Source organism: Rivularia sp. UHCC 0363, from assembly GCF_034931125.1.
Lineage (GTDB): Bacteria > Cyanobacteriota > Cyanobacteriia > Cyanobacteriales > Nostocaceae > Rivularia.
This window is the reverse complement of the sequence record NZ_JAYGHM010000024.1, coordinates 37539-50201: the sequence shown is the minus strand read 5'-3', so window position 1 is coordinate 50201 and position 12663 is coordinate 37539. Positions and strand designations below refer to the sequence as shown.

General features: G+C 39.3%; 16 protein-coding genes. 12 read left to right on the top strand and 4 right to left on the bottom strand.

Annotation, left to right across the window (positions count from 1 at the left end; translation table 11 throughout):
- The first annotated feature begins 157 nt into the window (after positions 1–157).
- The 6 genes from VB797_RS15345 to VB797_RS15320 all read left to right on the top strand — a co-directional run bounded on the left by VB797_RS15345 (position 158) and on the right by VB797_RS15320 (position 4729).
- Positions 158–529, top strand: a complete 372-nt coding sequence (locus tag VB797_RS15345; protein ID WP_323238564.1) for a helix-turn-helix domain-containing protein — start codon at positions 158–160, stop codon at positions 527–529.
- A gap of 208 nt (positions 530–737) precedes the next feature.
- Positions 738–863: a hypothetical protein gene (locus VB797_RS15340; protein WP_323238563.1), complete on the top strand. Its 126-nt coding sequence runs from the start codon at positions 738–740 to the stop codon at positions 861–863.
- Between the two features lie 268 nt (positions 864–1131).
- On the top strand, positions 1132–1494 hold the full coding sequence (locus tag VB797_RS15335) for a helix-turn-helix transcriptional regulator (RefSeq protein ID WP_323238562.1): 363 nt from the start codon (positions 1132–1134) through the stop codon (positions 1492–1494).
- 57 nt (positions 1495–1551) lie between these two features.
- The gene (locus tag VB797_RS15330; protein WP_323238561.1) at positions 1552–1854 is read left to right on the top strand and encodes a hypothetical protein; all 303 of its coding nucleotides are present in this window, start codon (positions 1552–1554) and stop codon (positions 1852–1854) included.
- Between the two features lie 301 nt (positions 1855–2155).
- A complete protein-coding gene (locus VB797_RS15325) occupies positions 2156–2428 on the top strand; it encodes a hypothetical protein (RefSeq protein ID WP_323238560.1) in 273 nt (90 codons plus the stop codon).
- 600 nt (positions 2429–3028) lie between these two features.
- On the top strand, positions 3029–4729 hold the full coding sequence (locus VB797_RS15320) for a hypothetical protein (RefSeq protein ID WP_323238559.1): 1701 nt from the start codon (positions 3029–3031) through the stop codon (positions 4727–4729).
- Between the two features lie 107 nt (positions 4730–4836).
- On the opposite strand, the gene VB797_RS15315 is transcribed toward VB797_RS15320, so the two are convergent.
- Both VB797_RS15315 and VB797_RS15310 read right to left on the bottom strand, forming a co-directional pair.
- Positions 4837–5184: a CopG family transcriptional regulator gene (locus VB797_RS15315; protein ID WP_323238558.1), complete on the bottom strand. Its 348-nt coding sequence runs from the start codon at positions 5182–5184 to the stop codon at positions 4837–4839.
- The gene (locus VB797_RS15310) at positions 5181–5825 is read right to left on the bottom strand and encodes an AAA family ATPase (protein WP_323238557.1); all 645 of its coding nucleotides are present in this window, start codon (positions 5823–5825) and stop codon (positions 5181–5183) included. The genes VB797_RS15315 and VB797_RS15310 overlap by 4 nt, the downstream gene beginning before the upstream one ends.
- 378 nt (positions 5826–6203) lie before the next feature.
- Between VB797_RS15310 and VB797_RS15305 the strand changes: the two genes are divergently transcribed.
- On the top strand, positions 6204–6485 hold the full coding sequence (locus tag VB797_RS15305; RefSeq protein WP_323238556.1) for a peptidoglycan-binding domain-containing protein: 282 nt from the start codon (positions 6204–6206) through the stop codon (positions 6483–6485).
- Positions 6486–6612: 127 nt separating this feature from the next.
- Here VB797_RS15305 and VB797_RS15300 read toward each other — a convergent pair whose 3' ends face one another.
- Positions 6613–6741, bottom strand: coding sequence for a hypothetical protein (locus VB797_RS15300; RefSeq protein ID WP_323238555.1), 129 nt, complete (start codon positions 6739–6741; stop codon positions 6613–6615).
- 548 nt (positions 6742–7289) lie between these two features.
- Between VB797_RS15300 and VB797_RS15295 the strand changes: the two genes are divergently transcribed.
- A complete protein-coding gene (locus VB797_RS15295; protein ID WP_323238554.1) occupies positions 7290–7829 on the top strand; it encodes a hypothetical protein in 540 nt (179 codons plus the stop codon).
- Positions 7830–7882: 53 nt separating this feature from the next.
- Here the strand turns inward: VB797_RS15295 and VB797_RS15290 are convergent, their stop codons facing one another.
- Entirely contained in the window at positions 7883–8080 is a 198-nt protein-coding gene (locus VB797_RS15290; RefSeq protein WP_323238553.1) for a hypothetical protein, read from the bottom strand.
- 526 nt (positions 8081–8606) lie between these two features.
- On the opposite strand from VB797_RS15290, the gene VB797_RS15285 reads away from it, so the two are divergent.
- The 4 genes from VB797_RS15285 (at position 8607) to VB797_RS15270 (ending at position 12623) form a co-directional block, all read left to right on the top strand.
- Positions 8607–9410, top strand: a complete 804-nt coding sequence (locus VB797_RS15285) for a hypothetical protein (protein WP_323238552.1) — start codon at positions 8607–8609, stop codon at positions 9408–9410.
- 92 nt (positions 9411–9502) lie between these two features.
- Positions 9503–10507, top strand: coding sequence for an AAA family ATPase (locus VB797_RS15280; protein ID WP_323238551.1), 1005 nt, complete (start codon positions 9503–9505; stop codon positions 10505–10507).
- A 6-nt stretch (positions 10508–10513) separates the two neighbouring features.
- Entirely contained in the window at positions 10514–11599 is a 1086-nt protein-coding gene (locus VB797_RS15275) for a metal-dependent hydrolase (RefSeq protein ID WP_323238550.1), read from the top strand.
- A complete protein-coding gene (locus VB797_RS15270) occupies positions 11541–12623 on the top strand; it encodes an ATP-binding protein (RefSeq protein WP_323238549.1) in 1083 nt (360 codons plus the stop codon). Before VB797_RS15275 ends, VB797_RS15270 begins: the two co-directional genes overlap by 59 nt.
- Positions 12624–12663: the final 40 nt, after the last annotated feature.

Here is a 12663-nt window from a genome sequence, read left to right as displayed (position 1 = left end):
TTTATTGGAGTAGAAGAACGTGGAACTAGATCCAACTCCAATGGTCTAAGATATTGCTAGGATTAAGATAGTTAAAGCTTCGTTTAATTCACTTGCCTATCTCATCAAAAAACTATTTAATCATTTAAAGAACTCTTTAATTTATTTGGCGCAAAAAATGCAAGAAATCGTTACACAAAATATGGAGATGCATCAAAAGCTGTTCGATGAAATGCTCGAACGTTTTGACATATCAGCTAAAGAAATCTCTCAACTGATAGGTGTTTCTGAAGTTACTTTGTCTCGATTCCGGCGCGGTAAAGCAGACTTGCTAACCACAAAATTTTTGTCTTTATTATTGGTTCTTCCTGAAGATGCAAGGGAATGGTATGTTTCGCGATTAGTTGGCTCTAAACCAAAAACCAATTTGCGATCGCTTGTGATGGAAGCATCTCCCCAAGAGAAGGCAGAGGTTCTTAATGCGCTTGCAAGTTGGTTTGTTCAATCCCCTGAAAATAAGGATTCTAGCTGCTTACCACAAGCAGTATAGTTTGAAAAGGTAAAGTATCATTCGGGCGAAGAATGGTGACGAATTAATACTAAATCTACCTTTACACGCTACAACGAGGTAGTAAGTTAAGAATTTATAACTAAATCATGCTATGCGTCGGTAATCATATATAATAATTCTCCTTATTTTGTAAAAGTAAAGATAAAAATAAGTCAATTCCGTTGTTACCGAATTTGAGTAACACACTTTGCGATCGCAAATTGTTAAAGCACCACCAGAGGAGCAGGCAGATGCCTTATGCTTGCTCGCCAATATATTCGCAGGCAATACCCGTAAAGAAAAAGATCCTGTGGAACTTGCTGAAGCAGTATGATTGGGTAAGAAACTCGTTCTTAGCCAAAAATTGCAGTTTCTAAAAACTTCTTCCAGGAAAAAACCGAAATTTTTAACGCGCTTGTAACACTGGATTGTTTAATCTCGCTCTCGAATTTATGAGTAAGTCATGCTATGCATCGCTAATCATATATAATCTTCCTTGATTTGTAAAAGTAAAGATAAAATTAAGACAATTCCTTTATAATCGAATTCTAGCTAAATGCAAACTAAAATAATTCTCTAATTAGCGAATTTAATACAATTTAATGAATTTTAATCAAGCTTTTGATAGCACCCTGAAAGATTTTGGAGTTAGTGCTAAACGCTTAGCCGAGCAATCCGGAGTTACGCCCCAGTCAATCAGCGAGTTTCGTCGAGAAAAGAAATCAATCCAAACTGACAGTTTAGAGAAACTGCTGGAGTTTTTGCCAGTTGAGGCGAAGGTACATTTTTTTAACTTGTTCTTAGGTGAGAAAATTCTTTTAGAACACTTAATCGCCAAAATGGATCGCGACCAAATGTCCGACATCATGATGGCGATCGCAAATAATCTCAAAACTAATCGTGAAGAAAGTAACGGTAATAACACTAACCAAGATAGTATTAAAAAGACCTTACTAATGTCTTAGTATGGGTTTAAATAAAACTTAACTATTACTAGGTAGTAAATTGAGATAATCTGGGTTATGAAAGAGATTAGTCAGGGTAAGTTGGTGCAATTAGTGGAATTTGATGAATTTAAGCGACATATTGATGAACTGCCGCTAGAACAGCGCACTGAGTTAGCACAAAAAGCGATGGGCAATAATCCGGGAATTGTCATCATCGGTGGCAACAATATGATTTCTAATTCCAACGTTTTGCAACTTAACGGCAACGCTGAAGATATTAGCAAGCAGTTGAGTAATTTATCGCCGGAAGTTATTGAAGAACTACTAAGGGCGATCGCTCTGGATATGAAAAACAAAAACAGTCAAAAGCAAAATTAAACTTTTCTATCTGTTAGCAGGAATATGCGGATATCCTAACTGTAATTAGTTCGTAAATTTTCCGATATTCTTCTTAAAAGTTAATTTAGGCTTGTCGCTTCTTAACCGTTTTAACTTCAAACTTTGAATTCAGGTTTTATCAAGTGGCAACTCTATCTCAAATTTTATTTCTCTCCAAATAAGCCAGCTAACAAGTTTTTTACTAACATCAATGTCCACCGGGGTTCGTGTAAAATAGGACACGCTGCAAACTTTTGTTAAGTTGCTTGGAATAATGCACGTTATATGAGTGAAAAGCACGATGACATTCTACGACGGTCAAACTGATTCGCTACAGTCACAGTTCCACAGCAGCATCAAATGGAGTGTGCAGCATAACCGAATTGTCGGGACTTGCGATGATACTCCGTTATTTCGGCAAATAGTAGCGAGCGCCACGATTGACGGTAAACCTCAAGATGCGGGTCGCTATGAGATGCATAGTGCGATCGCGAATCAAGTTACTAAAATTTCTTGGTATTCACATTTAGGTGAAATTCATTTTCAGGTGATTTTTGTATCGGAGCCGAGTTAGAAGGTATGAAAGCCGCTTGCTAACTGAAATTTATCGACCATTCCGAGTAGAAAGAAATACAAGCTGTTGCAAGTAATTATGGAAGTGTTCGGGAGAGCGATCGCATCTTGCTAAGATCGACCATTCCGAGTAGAAAGGAATACAAGCTGTTGCCAGTAATTATGGAAGCGTTCGGGAGAGCAGGCGCGATCGCTTCATCACTGTACCAAAAACTTGTAGCAGAAAACAGAGCGTGTAATTGGTTTGATAACGAAAAAATTCTTACCAATAGGGGGACATTGGCATTTACACACTATTGGTAGTACCCTGTACAAGAGAGTCGTTCAATAAAATCTACCAACACAGTTATATCTGAAGAAGAAGAGCGAACCCATATTATTTCAGAGTGTCGGCAGCGTAACTAAGTATTTTTAAAAATTGTAGCTTGCTACATTTTTAAGTTACCTATGTTATGAAAATTTATACATAAAAACACAAGAAATAGCAACTTGCGTGACTTCTAAGTTCAGATGTTCTTAAAGCCGCACAAATTTTTGTACTAAACGAAGGACTAATTGCTTCAAGATAATGAATAATTTCAACTCAATAATAAAATTAATTTTGATTGTAGTCGTTGCAATTATACTTACAGTCACTCCGGTATTAGCCAAGAATAACTACAACCGTGGATATGAAATCTGGGGGTCAGATCAATCTAACTCAGTAGCCGGTGTTGAATCTCGTGGAGTAAATGGTGGCTGGATCTGGGTTTGGGACAGCAAGGATGTCGAAAAACAACTCAAAAATGGTAAAAGGGAAGCAAAACCGCTTGGTTGCGACGGCAATAACCGTCCTGGTGAAGGTCCATGTGATATCCGTGATGTATTCCCCGCTAGCTTAGTGGAGTACAACAGCAGCGAACAGCCGACTGGTAACACTTTGGATGATTTGCCAGCCTTCGGTCGCCTGCATGGTATGTTGCCAGACCCGCAAAATAAATATATGAATGCAAATATATTTGCTCCGAATGGTGGTTATGTGGGCATCATAGATGGTAGAACCAAGGGAGCCGTAGCTTTATTCCGCGTCACTGGCACCAACGTTGGTCGTTCGGTGCATATGTCGTTCTGGAATAGTGACGGCAGCGCCTTGCTGGTAGCGAACCTGGATGGTAAGGTGCTAGAACGCATTGACATCAAGAGAGATCGCCGTGGCAAGATTATCGCGGCGAACTTCAATAAATCGGCTTCCCTGGGCGTGGGTAAAGGTATGACCATCGAAGATGATGCCAAGGTTTATTTAGGCAGCAATGGTCAAGGTAAAAATATGATTGGTAGTATCGTAGGCAGCTACGATGAAGCAGATTTTAGCGATTTGACACCGAATGGTAATTGTAAGGAAAACGGTTGCAATGAAAATCCCGTTCCAGAAGGTGGTCGTGCCAACAACGTCATCATTTGCCCGATACCCTCTAAACGTGATTATGACTATATTACCCTTGGTGGAGGTGGGTTGTTGGTCGCTAACACCAGAACTACTCCAATGACGATTGTTGGCGAGTATGACAACCAAGTCTTTAATGGTGCTGGTTGTGGTGGCGTACAAGTAGACAATAATATGTGGCTGAATGCTGGCGTTTCCGCTTCTGGTGCGGGTGCCGCTCAGTCTACTTTTACCATGTACACTATTGATGATACAAAATTCGGCTCCGCCCCGAATGCGCCTAATATTCCAGAACCCGTACTGGTTTACAAGGATGATACCAATACGAATACAATCGGCAACATTGAAGGTAATCCCAATCCCAACAACAGCGGACAGTTGCCAGGAACGACTACCCGCAGGGATGCCCACGGTATTGCGCGAACATTATCTGGTTCACATATTCATAACGTTGACCGCATCCAGGGTAATGTTGAAGTTTTTAATACTAAAACATTGGAGAGAACTACTTACGATTTGACCTCAGCTTCGGGTAAGGGTAATGGCGTGGGTCCGTGTGATGCAGCTTCGGTGAAAGATGATGTAAATCTACCGCTCAACGACCCTGCCCCAGACTTGATGGATACCACACCCGATGGGAAATACTTAGTAGTTGCCTTGCGCGGTCCGGTTCCTGTATCCGTTACACACGCAGCCCAGGGTAGTTGTCCGGGAGTTGGCATAATTGAGGTTACTAGAGGTGGCGAGTCCGGTCGTCTAGCAGGAGTACTCCGTGCTACCAACACTGTGGATACTGCACCAGTTGATGCCCCTGGCGGTCATGCTTATACTGGCAGCGAGCATAGTGACATACATGATACTTCCGCGCGCCGTAAGTAAACTGACAATAATTGTTTATTACATTAAGAAGGAAAAGGCAGCATATAAAACCCTTTCCTTCCTTCTTCTAAATGCTGCATTGATTACTGCATTACTGCATTACTTAATTAATTATCTACTTCTTCAAGTGCTTCATCCAGCAGAAGCCTTACAATCTCAGCCTTTTTCTTACCAGTAGAAGCCGCTAGTATAGACAATTTACGATGCATCGACTGCGGTAAATCAACAGTTAATCGTACTGTTGGTTCTTTTTCACTACCTTGTTGAAGCTTAGAAATAATTGATGCTTTTTTGGTCTTATCTGTTTTAGCTGTAGTTTTTTTAGGTGGTGGTTCTGGTTCTTCGATTATTTCTTCCTCAACCTCACTAGTTACTGGTTCCGGTTCAACAGCCTTTTCACCGTAAACAAATTCACTTGCCAAAGTATCATCGAGGGATTTTCTTTTCTTATTCACTTAATCATCCCCACAATTTCTGCAAATAATTTTTCATACTCCCGCGCCGAATCAGCAGCCGATCGCCCCGATAATCCCCAAATTGTTGCCGCTTGACCAAAAGTATCCGCGATCGCCTGTTTTTGATGAATCACGGTTTTTAACACCGTCACTTCTTTAGTTTTCGATAACAATGCGATCGCTTCGTCTTTTAACTTAGTCCCTTTCACCGCACGGCTAATAAATATTGCTGCTTTGGGCGCACCACCTCTTACGGATTGAGCTTGCTTAATTAACCGCACCGCATCGCTAGCCGATTGCAAATCTAACCCAGTAGGCTGACATGGAACTAGTGCTAAATCGGTACGAAATAAAATGGCTCTACTAGATTCAGCCAAACCCGCCGGACCATCTACAACTAAATAGTCACACTTTTGTGTAAGTTCGGGGATTTGTTCTAATAGCTCGTCAGGCGATCGCAATACCGTAACTGGTATTAAATTATCTTCCATCGATTTCAACCACACGGAACTACTACCTTGGGCATCAGCATCTATAAGCTGGACGGAATAACCTTTCTTTGATAGCCAATAGCTTAGATGTACGGCGGTTGTAGACTTGGAGCAGCCGCCTTTTTGGTTAATTAACGATATTACTGACATACTGCATTACTGCATTAATTACTGCATTGAGTAACTAAGCTGATAGTTTGATTAATGCTTTATATACCAGATAACTGCTTATACTACAATCATTAATTAATTGCTGCATTACTGCATTACTGCATTACTGCATTACTTAAATAAACTTTTGTGCAATATCTACAAGAAAGGAAAAGCTTATCAACACTCGCCCCGGAATAGCGATCGCCTTGCTTCCACAATCCATATATCAAGATATTTTATCGGCTTCTAAGATGACGGGAACATTTAATTAAAAGCTTTTTTAGATATTTTTGCTGAAATTCTGGAATTTAACAATGACAGAATGAATTTAAGCTTATCAGTAAATTCAACTATAAAAACTAGGAGAACAATACAATGCAAGCCCAACTAACCCCCTGTCACAGAATGCCCGTTTTACGTCGTGATGACCGTCAAAAAACAGCTTCTGAGTCTGTAAAACTTTTACAAACACGTTTACGTCAATATAATTTTGGCTCTTTAAAAGCTGATGGTTTTTTTGGTAAAAAAACAGAAGATGCAGTTAAAGAATTTCAAGCAAGAGGTAATGACCATGATCCAACAGTTCTTGTCGATGGAATTGTTGGACCCCAGACTTGGCAAGCTTTGGGTATGTGTGTAATTATTAGCGATCGCTAAAACTATATATAAACGCATATTAATCATATTTTATTGAAAGTAAACCCCGACTCGATGTTGGGGTTTTTGGTTGCATTGGAAATACAGCGTATTGCTTTCTTTATAAGGTGCATCTTCCTCCTGCTCCCTACCCTAAAACGATATGAATTTTACCTCGCCCCTTCAGAGAAACGACTGTAATACTCATCCCAAGACCAAGCGCGATCGCAGCGCCAGCACCCAAAGAAGCGATGAGCGATCGCTCCGCCATAGGCATCGCATATCTTTTATATTCTTTGTCAAGAGCAAAATTTTAACCAATGCAGTTGTAATAATGGGAATAACGTTCTTGGCAATAAGGTAGAATAATTACTGAGGCTATTTCCGTTTTGCAAGTAATATTTTTTGCACAGAAAAAAACCAGAATGCTTTAAAATCAAGAGTTTAACAGTATCTAGAAGTGTTATCTATTAAGTTTTATAAAATTTCTATAAATTCAGGAATTGTACTGATGACACCTGTAGATAATGTAAAAGTTAGTGGTTTGATACTTAAGTCATTATTACCCCCTATTTGCTTGGCTTCTAGTTAAAGGAAATGTTTTTTAATACGAGACAATTCGTTGCATAACTCTTGGAGTTCAGCGTTTTAGCATAAGTATTAAATTACTTGTCATATCTAAATACTGATATCACTTCACCTGAGCGCATTTATTTTTAAAATCATTTGCGTTGAGTTCTACTTTTATCTAAGTCTGATTGTAAATCTTCAGGCTAAAAAAAACTACAATTCAAGCATTTTATCTTGTTATATCGAGGCAAATAAATGACTAGCAATACTTATACAGGACGTGTGTTAGACAATGAAAATAAAACTGTTGACAGTGCAAAGGTAACTCTCGAACTTGATGGTAAATCATATATCGTTCACTCTGATAGCGAAGGATTTTATCAATTTAATGCCGATTTAAATGGAGATCCTGTTCCAGCGCGTATGCGTGTAGAGGCAGAAGAATACCAAAAGTATAATAGAAATATTATGCTATCTTCTGTGGGTAATAAGATTGAAGAAATTCATCTTACCCCAGCTAAGAAATCAAAGAAATCTTTAGAAAAAACAGCAACAATCGTAACAGTAGTTGGAACAGTAATCGGGACAATTATCGCAGTTGCTACTTATCTAAATAATAATTCAACTATCTCACTTAGACAAAACTGTGACCCTGCTTACCCAGATTTATGCATACCTAAAGATTCACCCGATTTACAATGCTCGAACGTTAAACAACGTAACTTCAAAGTCCTACCACCAGACCCCCACCGTTTTGACGGCGATGGTAACGGAATAGGTTGTGAGAAAAAGTAAGGTAGTAGGGTGCGATCGCCTACTTATTTAGGATAGCGATCGCTTAGTGTTATCTATTCTTTGTCGTCATCATCTTTATCTTTTTTCTTCAGTCCTAAAACCAACGGGGTTAAAGCCGTCAAAATTGCTGGTAGTAATGCCAGGTAATGATATGGCGTTGGTTGAATTACCGGGGGAGTTGGAATATCAGTTGTAGCTGGAACGCCAATGTAGGTTTCAGCCAAGATTTCTTGAGAATTGTTTGATAACATAAGATAAGATCAAAAATTTTATATTTTCTGCCATTACGTTCCTACGAAGCTCGTTCTGGCAGGTGAACAATTGACCCAGTAATGACTACGAATCATTGCTGGGTTATTTTATTAGCCCTATTTTTCAGGCTTTAACTATTAGTGTTGATTTGACACCAATCGTGACTGCGGTTATTTTCACAAGCTAGTTTGAGTAGATTTCATAACTATGCGAACGTGCAAACTTGGAATAGTCTCTTCACTTCGCGATCCAATACGGTTCGATACTTGTATTTCTAATTTGAGATAAACAATTAACCCACAATCAACTAATACTTTATACTCATTATTTACTAATAATAAAAACTCATAAAAAATGTAATATTGATTAGCTATATTTATATTTTCAACTAACTGTAAATATTGTTCTTACCGGACAAATAAATATTAATAATACTATCTGGCAGACAATCAGTGATTGTACGGTACTAACTTGTGTAGTGTATGCCAGACAATAAATTTATAAACATAAGACAATCTTAATTCTATGGCAGACACAATAGAAAATAACGAGTCATTATCGGCAGACAGTACGGCAACAAATACAAATGATTCACCGGACAATCCACAATCTACTAATACAATTACACCTAATAGTTTATCCGACAATGACCAATTTATACCCGACAGTATGGCAGACAATAATTTAATTACGCCAGACAATAGGGTAGGCGACAGTCAAAATGTGGAAAATTTTTCAAAAATTCCTATATCAGAATTTTTAAAAAAATATGGCATAGGTCGCGACCCACTGTATGGTCGGATGCGGTACTTGCGGATAACAACCTACAAGGTTAAGAACAAGGCTTATCTGGATGCCGGACAAGCAGCACACATGGACGCATTACACGAACATATCAAGGCTACCGGACGGATGGATGGCTACCCGATACCGGAACCATCGGGACCCGTGACAGAAGAACAAAAATTGTCAGCAACCCCAGAATCGACATCAGAAGATGACGCAGAAAATTGTTCCTCACTTGTAATACAAAACAGTTCTCTAAAAACTCAAGCACAAAATAGTACACTACAACCGCAGGAGATAGAAACAACATTTAGTAGTGCTGACATTCAGCAAATTAAATTAGAAGCACAGCATCGGGTAAAAGCAAAGCGCATGGCAGTAATTCAAGTTGCTCAAGCTTATGAAGAAAACCCCGGAAAGCTCCCACCTGAAATCCAGCTTGAAATCGAGGAAGCAGAAATGGCAGCCATCTCCACGTCGCTATCCCATAGACCCTATTACGACCCAAACGTTCTCGCCCAGTTGGTAATCGACACCCTATAACAACTGTACTAACTGGGAAATTATCGGCTAAAGATAAACTGCTTAACTTTCTGGTATTAGCTCTAGTAAGTGCGATCGCCGCAGCGAATGGAATGACAATTACAACATTGGTGGCGGTATTGTGCGGTAGCTTATGGCAATTTATTCCGTCAAATAAAAACCATGTTGAAAAGTCATCCAATGGTGATGATGATGTATTACAGCCCAATCAAACCGCATCACCAGAACGACCATTGACTGAAACTGATAACGATATGATAGAAAAGACACCAAAAGCTAATGTAACTGCGGAAATAAAATTATATAGGCAAGCTGAACTCAGCCGAATTAAAGCGTCATTGTTAGCAAATAGTTCGCTATTAGTGGTGGGGAAAGAGGGATCTGGTAAATCTACCTTGGCGATGGCGGTAGTATCTGATTTAGAAAAAGACGGTTTTACAGTTGTTTTTGTTGAACCATCTCGACCTAAACAGATGCTGTTAGACATTTGTAATTCGTTGAATATACCTACAGAAAGCTTAGAAGGTAAATCTCTTAGTATTGAAGAACTTAAATACTCAATTACGAATTATTTGGAAAACAACACTACCTTTTTAATCATTGATGATGCTCATATCTGTGATAATAAATTTCGGATGTGGTTAAAGCAGTTGCGGCGCAAAACCCCGCTATTGGTGTTGGCAAACAATCCAAGACGCAACGATATTTTTATTAATATCCCTAGAATTGAACTTAAACCTTTACCAGAATATGCAATTCGTGAAATCATGATCCAAGCGACTATTGATAGAGAAATTGTGCTAAAGCCATCGGAATTGGCAAAACTTCAAGAACGTGTCGGTGGAAATCCAATGTTAGCCATACGAGCTGTAGAAGAGGAATATTTAGGGCTTGAATTTGAAGGAGCCGATCATAATCGTTATTTTGATATTACGCCCTTTATACTATTTGCTGGAATTATATTTATGGTGATGAAATTCATAGGAGTCGGAATGAACGACCAATCACTATATATATTTTCAAGTATTCTTGCTTCTATTTTTCTTGGGCTGTCTCGTTTGTTATATAAACTACCACGTGAAAGTCAAAGACTGTAATTTATTATGCTTGGAATCTCACATTTATTGGTTAGTGGAACTGCTACTAGTTTATTACTAGGAACAGCAAGCCCAACTCAGATCGCAGTAGGTGCGATCGCAGGTCTTCTTCCCGATATTGATATTTCCACTTCAATAGCTGGTCGGGTTTTACCTTGGGCGAGTAGTTTTTTTGAGAGTAGAATGCCACACCGTAGTTGTACTCATAGTTTACTTGCATCTGGCGCGATCGCAGTTTTCGCGTATGTAATAGTAATATTCAATCCTAGTTTTACGAACCTTGGTTATGCTTTATCGATTGGTTATTTCTTTGGTTGGTTTGCGGATGTATTTACAATAAGTGGTGTGGAAATGTTTTGGCCATCGTCAATGCGTTGTGTTTGTCCGGGTAACAAAAATCTGAGGTTAAAAACGGGTAGTAATGCTGAGTATTTTGTATTAGTGGTTTTGATTGCAATTTCTCTCGCGGTTTTTAATATTAATAATTCAGGAGGAATGTTAACGCAGTTTAACAGATTGATTGCTAATCCGTCGGGTGTGGAGAATTTGTATAACAAATCTGCCTCAACTAACTTAATTAAAGCGCAGATTAAAGGAGTAAGATCGGGCGATCGCTCTAGAGTTGAGGGAGATTTTTTAATAATTCAAACTCACGGTACGGGGTTTATTGTCCAGTCGGCGAGCGGTGAAATTTATAAAGCTGGGACAGAAGCGGGTTCGCAGATAATTATCGAACGGATTACATCTGACCTGGGTAAAGCTGCAATTACCAATATTGAATCAATAACTTTAGAAGAAGAACAAATATTAGAAGCTCTAACCCCATTTAACCGAGTTGGGGCAATGGTATTTGTTAGCGGTCAAATTAACGTTGATGACTCGGAAAGTATCAAACTAAATCAAGACCCCTATCAATTCCCCTATATGAGATTGTCGGGTGACTCGGTTAACTTAGAAGCTGCACCATTTAATCAAGTTATCGAAAAACTCGGCGAACAATTTGCCACAGGAAATTTACAAATAAGGATTATCAATGCCTCCCAAACCATTACCAACAGCAATTTTAAAACCCAATTCGGCGAAAAAGGATAATACTGTCACAACGAAGGGAATAATACTAGGAGATAACATTACCTGGAATCCCGTCACCCTACCCAACGGACACGTTGTTTTGATTGGTGCTTCCGGTAGCGGTAAAACCCAGACATTAAAGGCGATCGCCCACGAACTACCCCAAGTATTTCCCGAAGTCAGAATAATTATTGTTGACTTTCATGGAGACTTAGAGCTACCCGGTGAAACCTACTACCCGCTGGATATGGAATCATCCTACGGCATTAACCCATTAGTGGTTGACTTGGATACCAAAGGAGGTGGACCGAATCTGCAAGCAATATCGGTGGCTGCGACATTTAAAAAAGCATTGGTATTGGGAGCTAATCAAGAGGGTTTGGTAATTTCTATCCTTAATAGCTGTTACCGAATCAAGGGAATTGTGCAAGATGACTTCAACACCTGGACTCGCACACCACCAACCTTTGCTGACGTGCGCTCGGAAATTGAAGCCAGGGTTGAGGATGGTTGTAAGGAATCAGTTAAACTCCAACTCAAGCTGGCCGCGACTTTTCAATACGGCATCTTCGATAAACCCCAACCGTCCTTAAATCATCCCATCATTCGTTTTGATTTATCAGCACTAGGAAAAGTACCGGGATTGTCAGCCATTGCATCTGAGGCGTTGACCAAACAACTAATGGATTCGCACCGAATTATGGGAGAAATTGAAGATAAAACCCCGCGCAGCTTTGTTTTCATTGATGAGGCTAAGGAAGTTAAAAATTCTAGAAGTATAAAAATTATCCTGGGTGATGGGAGAAAATACGGTTTATGTGCGGTATTGGCTTCTCAACGAGATGCGGAAATATCTGATGAGGCGATCGCAAACAGTTCGACGAAAATTGTATTGATGGTGGATCAGTCGGAAGTTAAAAGGGTAGCTCGCAGATTTAGGTTTGCAGAAAATATTGTAGCAGCGCTGCAACCTTTAGAAGCATTGGTAAGGATGGGAACTATAGGAACGAAATGTAAGATTAAACCCTACTATGAACGAGTTTAAGTTGGTAATTGGTAATAGGTAATAGGTAATAGGTAATTGG